5 protein-coding genes and 1 pseudogene are annotated in these 5708 nt (G+C 48.9%); all 6 read left to right on the plus strand.

From position 1 onward, the window contains the following. Positions 1-338: 338 nt before the first annotated feature. Entirely contained in the window at positions 339-1355 is a 1017-nt protein-coding gene (gene galE / locus ACR2PX_RS18320; RefSeq protein WP_434000805.1) for a UDP-glucose 4-epimerase GalE, read from the plus strand. Positions 1356-1394: 39 nt separating this feature from the next. Next, the gene (locus ACR2PX_RS18325) at positions 1395-2438 is read left to right on the plus strand and encodes a UDP-glucose--hexose-1-phosphate uridylyltransferase (RefSeq protein ID WP_434000806.1); all 1044 of its coding nucleotides are present in this window, start codon (positions 1395-1397) and stop codon (positions 2436-2438) included. 12 nt (positions 2439-2450) lie between these two features. Beyond that, positions 2451-3605: a galactokinase gene (gene galK, locus ACR2PX_RS18330; RefSeq protein WP_434000807.1), complete on the plus strand. Its 1155-nt coding sequence runs from the start codon at positions 2451-2453 to the stop codon at positions 3603-3605. 81 nt (positions 3606-3686) lie between these two features. After that, positions 3687-4745, plus strand: a complete 1059-nt coding sequence (locus ACR2PX_RS18335) for an aldose epimerase family protein (RefSeq protein ID WP_434000808.1) — start codon at positions 3687-3689, stop codon at positions 4743-4745. Positions 4746-4873: 128 nt separating this feature from the next. Next, entirely contained in the window at positions 4874-5212 is a 339-nt protein-coding gene (locus ACR2PX_RS18340; RefSeq protein ID WP_434000809.1) for a hypothetical protein, read from the plus strand. 41 nt (positions 5213-5253) lie between these two features. Then, positions 5254-5577: pseudogene (locus ACR2PX_RS18345) on the plus strand (helix-turn-helix domain-containing protein); the annotation flags it as partial. Positions 5578-5708: the final 131 nt, after the last annotated feature.

Raw genomic sequence — 5708 nt, forward strand, 5'->3', positions numbered from 1 at the left:
GTTCATAGCACTTGGCGTTATCGAGGAGGTCATAAAGTTTCATGACACTGTTTTACAAGAAAACGTCTTCTATTCATAGCCACATAAGTCATCCTGTTTCCAGCTCCCCGGAATCCACTAAGAGCCATTCCAGAAAGAACGGCCCAATTATTCGATGAATTCGATTAAATAGGTCAACTATTCTCACGAATCCATCGAATAATTCGACTCGTTCTACTGAAATTTATGCTCGAAAGCATAAGTCCGACAGCTTCTAGTTAAACAGACCTATTCTCAGCCGAGACACACGACAGAAACGTCTTTCATGTTCTGACGAAGAGATTTTCACGGTAGATATCATGAGCATACTCATCACCGGCGGTGCCGGTTACATTGGCAGCCACACCTGCCTGGAACTGTTGAATGCTGGCCATAAAGTCGTGGTCGTAGACAACCTCTGCAATGCCAAGGAAGAATCTCTCGTTCGAGTCAGCAAATTGAGCGGCAAAGAAATTCACTTTCATAAAGTGGATATCCGTGACAAGAAAGGTATGAGAGAAGTATTCAGGCAGCATGCCATTGACGCCGTCATCCACTTTGCGGGACTGAAAGCCGTGGGTGAGTCCACCCGAATCCCTCACGAATACTATGACAACAGTCTCACAGGGACATTGAACCTTGTGAAAATCATGTCCGAGTTTAATGTTCATAATCTTGTATTCAGCTCTTCAGCTACGGTTTACGGCGATCCTCATAAGGTTCCCATTCGCGAAGACTTTCCGACAGGTTCTCCGACCAACCCCTACGGCAAAAGCAAACTGATGATAGAGGAAATTCTCAGGGATCTTGCTACCTCCGATGAACGCTGGAACTTCAGCCTGCTGCGTTATTTCAATCCAGTGGGTGCTCATGAATCAGGACTGATTGGTGAAGACCCTAACGGTATTCCCAACAACCTGATGCCTTTTATTGCTCAGGTGGCCGTGGGTAAACGGGAAAGTCTGGCCATTTTTGGTCATGACTACCCAACTCCCGACGGTACTGGAGTACGAGATTACATTCATGTGGTTGATCTGGCTAAAGGTCACCTGGCAGCCCTGCAGACACACTGGAATTCAAGAGGCGTTCATACCTATAACCTGGGAACCGGTAAGGGTAGCAGCGTATTTGAAATGCTCAGGGCTTTTGAGAAAGCCTGCGGTTCGCCACTACGTTTTCATATTGCACCTCGCCGTCCCGGCGATATTGCCGAATGCTATGCCGACCCAACCTATGCCGAAGAACAGCTGGGTTGGCGAGCAACTCTTAGCGTTGATGACATGTGCGCAGATACCTGGAGATGGCAGTCTAAAAATCCAGCAGGTTATGAGAACTAACCCTTTCCCAGACTTCCTAACGTTACCCGGTAAATTGTCATGAGCTATTCAGAGTTTAATCCTGCTGATCACCCCCATCGCCGCTTCAACCCTCTAACTGGCGAATGGATTCTTGTATCGCCTCACCGTGCCAAACGGCCATGGCAGGGACAAGTTGAAAAAACAGCTGAAGACCGGCCCCCAAGCCACGATCCGGAATGTTATCTTTGCCCGGGCAACACCCGAATAACCGGTGACCAGAACCCCGATTACACCCGACCTTATGTTTTTGGTAATGATTTTCCAGCCCTGCTGACAGATACACCGGATGCAACGTCTCAGTCCGAACTGTTCAGGTCAGAAACGGCGCGTGGAGAAGCCCGGGTTATCTGTTTCTCCCCCGACCACAGCAAAACACTGCCCCAGCTTTCCTGCCAGGAAATTCATGACATCATCAACACCTGGGCGGATCAGGTCACCGAGCTGGGTCAACAATACCCCTGGGTTCAGGTCTTTGAGAACAAGGGGGCTGTCATGGGTTGCTCAAACCCGCACCCTCACGGACAAGTCTGGGCCAGTAGCTTTTTGCCCAATGAAGCTCAAAAAGAAAACGACAACCAACTGAAATGGGTAGAGCAGAAACAGAACAACCTGCTGGTTCAATATGCCCAGCAAGAGTCAGAATCTGGTGAGCGAACCGTCGTCGAGAATGATCACTGGATTGCTGTCGTTCCCTACTGGGCTGCCTGGCCATTTGAGACTCTGCTTTTGCCAAAGCAACCGGTGACAAGGCTGCCTGAGCTTTCTGAAAGTCAACGCAAGAGTCTGGCAGACTGCCTGAAGCGGCTGACGACAAAATACGACAACCTGTTCCAGACTTCATTCCCCTATTCCATGGGATGGCATGGTGCTCCCAGCCTGCAGGGCGACTTTGAACACTGGCAATTGCATGCTCATTTCTATCCTCCCTTACTTCGCTCAGCCACAGTAAGAAAGTTCATGGTGGGATTTGAAATGCTGGCTGAAGCCCAGAGAGACCTGACAGCCGAACAGGCAGCAGAACGTCTGAGAAACCTCCCGGAAATTCACTATCTTGAGGCATAAGCAGAGCCCATCATGACGGACTTAAAGTTGCAGCTGACCAAGCTCTTTGAAGAAACCTTTAACGCACAGCCAAATCATTTTTTTCAGGCCCCCGGACGCGTCAACCTGATTGGTGAACACACCGATTACAACGATGGTTTTGTACTGCCTTGCGCCATCGACTATCAGACTATGATTGCAGCAAGCCTCCGAGAAGACGACAAAGTCGTTGTAACGGCTGCAAACTATGACGGACAGAAGACCGAGTTTGTCCTGAACCGTCCCATTCCGGCCAGCAAAGGGGCTAAATGGAGCAACTATCTGCGTGGGGTGGCCACAACTCTTCTTAAGAAAGGCTACAGCGTCAAAGGAGCCAACTTGGCGATCGCAGGGAATGTTCCACAAGGTGCAGGGCTCAGCTCATCGGCCAGCCTGGAGGTGGTTACCGGCCTGGCGCTGTCCAGACTTTCAGGCCTGGAGATCAGCCTCAAGGATCTGGCTTTGACAGGCCAGGAAGCAGAAAATCACTACGTGGGTGTTAATTGTGGAATCATGGATCAGATGGTTTCGGCCCTGGGTGAAAATGATCACGCCATGCTTCTGGATTGCCGCAGCCTGGATACCCGCTCTGTCGCCATTCCCGAAGACGCTGCTGTGGTCATTATCAACTCCAATAAAAAGCGTGGTCTGGTTGACAGTGAATACAACACACGCCGAAGTCAATGTGAGCAGGTTGCCAGTCACTTCAAGGTTAAGGCCTTAAGAGATATCTCCCTGGAGGATCTTGAAGAACAGAAAAGCCAGCTGGATGAACTGGCTTACCGCCAAGCTCGTCATGTGATCACTGAAAATGCCCGAACCCTGACTGCCGCAGAAGTCTTGCCAACAGGCAACCTGAAACTGATGGGGCAATTAATGGCCCAATCTCACGCGTCAATGCGAGACGACTTTGAGATCACGGTTCCCCAAATCGATGCCATCGTCGAAATCGTAAAGGGTGTCATTGGTGAACGCGGCGGAGTTCGAATGACCGGTGGTGGTTTTGGAGGTTGTGTTGTTGCTCTTGCTCCAACCGATTTAGTGGATGATATTCAATCTGCTATAGATCAGCAGTACTTTGATCGAACCGGCCTGACTGCAGATATTTATGTCTGCAACGCGTCACAGGGAACATCCGTTCTTATTTGACCTACCGCCCCTGCCCTTTTGATGTGTTCATTGGGGCAGATTCCAGAGATTGAACGTGCCCAGACTCAGTAGCCGCTAACGATGAATATTTACTCTGAACCTTATGGCTTGAACCGTTTTGGTCAACAGGTCACACGCTACAGACTGTCTAATGACTGTGGCATGGAAGTCACGATTCTTGATCGGGGCTGTATTATTGAAAGCATAAAAACACCCGATATTCATGGGAATACCATCAATCTGGTTCTGGGATGCGACTCTCTATCTGACTATGAACAGGAAACGGCCTACTTTGGCGCGGTTATTGGTCGTTATGCCAATCGAATAAATAAAGGCCGTCTGCCAATAGGGAATGAGGTCTATCAACTGGCAACAAACAATGGGGAAAACCATCTCCACGGTGGTCAGCGGGGCTTTGATGATCAGATTTGGGAAACGAGATCCGGTTTTAGCCGCGATCAGGCCAGACTTGAGCTGAAATACCTGTCCAGAGACGGCGAAGAAAACTACCCTGGCAATCTATCTGTTGATATCACCTACACCTTGAACCAGAACAACGAACTGATCATTGATTATCAAGCCTCCACGGATAAGCCCACAGTCGTTAATCTGACCAACCATACCTACTTTAATTTGAAGGGTCGGGGCACAGCACTCAACCATCGCCTTCAGCTATTCGCCGAATACTTCACACCTACAGATAACCTGTTGATTCCAACAGGAGAAATCGCCCCCGTCAAAGATACACCGATGGATTTCACCACTCCCCGTACTATCGGTGCCAATTTAGATGAAACCTTTGTACCTATCCGCCTGGCTGGGGGTTACGATCATAACTGGATGACCGGAAAGAAACCGTCAGACTCACCGGAATTAATAGCCAAAGTCATGGAGCCAGAATCCCGAAGAACTCTGGAGGTCTGGACAACCTGCCCGGGTATCCAGTTTTATACAGGCAACTTCCTTGAGGGAGAACCTGCACGAGCCCACTCCACCTATAAGAAACACGACGGCTTCTGCCTTGAAACGCAATATTATCCGGACTCCCCTAACCAACCACACTTTCCGTCCACACAACTCCTACCGGACGAAATCTATAAGGAAGCCACCCTCTTCCGGTTTGGCCTGGATGAGACATGAATGAACTAGCACAACAGAGAGCTCACTGAAGAACACGGGAATTTACCAGCAAGCCTTCCCAGATCATATAAATTTGACCATGGTTTAACTCCTTCAAGAGGCCACCATGGTTAAGCGGCTACTGTCTATTGCATGCGCATCGCTCCCCCCTCTTTCTATCCATCCATGCCCACTCTGAGAACCAACACTCTGTCCCAGACTGGTCAGCCGAAAGCATAACCAGCGGCTCTGTTTCCAGTGCCAGTTCTGCAGCGCAAGAGTTCAATTTCAAAATATTGAAGGAACGCCCGGTAAAGTCAGTATTCACTTACGCCGCAGGCGGAGGTAATGACAGCTACAACATTAAAAAGATCACGAACCCTTTCAAAACCATCAACCTGATCGCTCAGGCTCGTAATCTGGAAGCCAGCTATGGCAGCTGTCGTCACGTAATGCCTGTCATTGTCATCTATACCCGTGACCATTGAAGATGCTTGATTTTTCAGTACTTTTCTAACAGTCTCCAGCAATGCCTAAAATCACCCTTACCGACCAGCAAAAAATAGCCTTGGAATCCCGCCATAAAACATCGCGGGATTCACGAGAGTGTGACCGTATCAAAGCGGTTCTACTCAACTCTGAAGGTTGGTCACCGTCTTCTATTGCTCAGGCCTTGAGAAAAAGTGAAGAGACTATCTGTCACCACCTGAATGACTATCTGAAAAAAGAAAAACTGAGGCCTGAAAATGGTGGCAGCAACAGCCGTTTGAATGATGAGCAGACTCAGCAACTGATCGAGCACATTTCTGAGCACACCTATGCTCATACACATCAGATCGTTGCCTATATTGATGATCGCTAGGAGCCTGTCGGACTTAAGACTATTTCGGCCTAAATTCCAGAAAGAACGGCCCAATTATTCGATGAATTCGATTAAATAGGTCAACTATTCTCACGAATCCATCGAATAATTCGACTCGTTCT

Origin of the sequence: Endozoicomonas sp., assembly GCF_051008435.1 — a bacterium.
Taxonomy (GTDB): Bacteria; Pseudomonadota; Gammaproteobacteria; order Pseudomonadales; family Endozoicomonadaceae; genus Endozoicomonas_A.

Bases quoted from the DNA above. Each gene is read 5' to 3' on its own strand.
- galE (WP_434000805.1), top strand. From the start codon at position 339: ATGAGCATACTCATCACCGGCGGTGCCGGTTACATTGGCAGCCACACC.
- ACR2PX_RS18325 (WP_434000806.1), top strand. From the start codon at position 1,395: ATGAGCTATTCAGAGTTTAATCCTGCTGATCACCCCCATCGCCGCTTC.
- galK (WP_434000807.1), top strand. From the start codon at position 2,451: ATGACGGACTTAAAGTTGCAGCTGACCAAGCTCTTTGAAGAAACCTTT.
- ACR2PX_RS18335 (WP_434000808.1), top strand. From the start codon at position 3,687: ATGAATATTTACTCTGAACCTTATGGCTTGAACCGTTTTGGTCAACAG.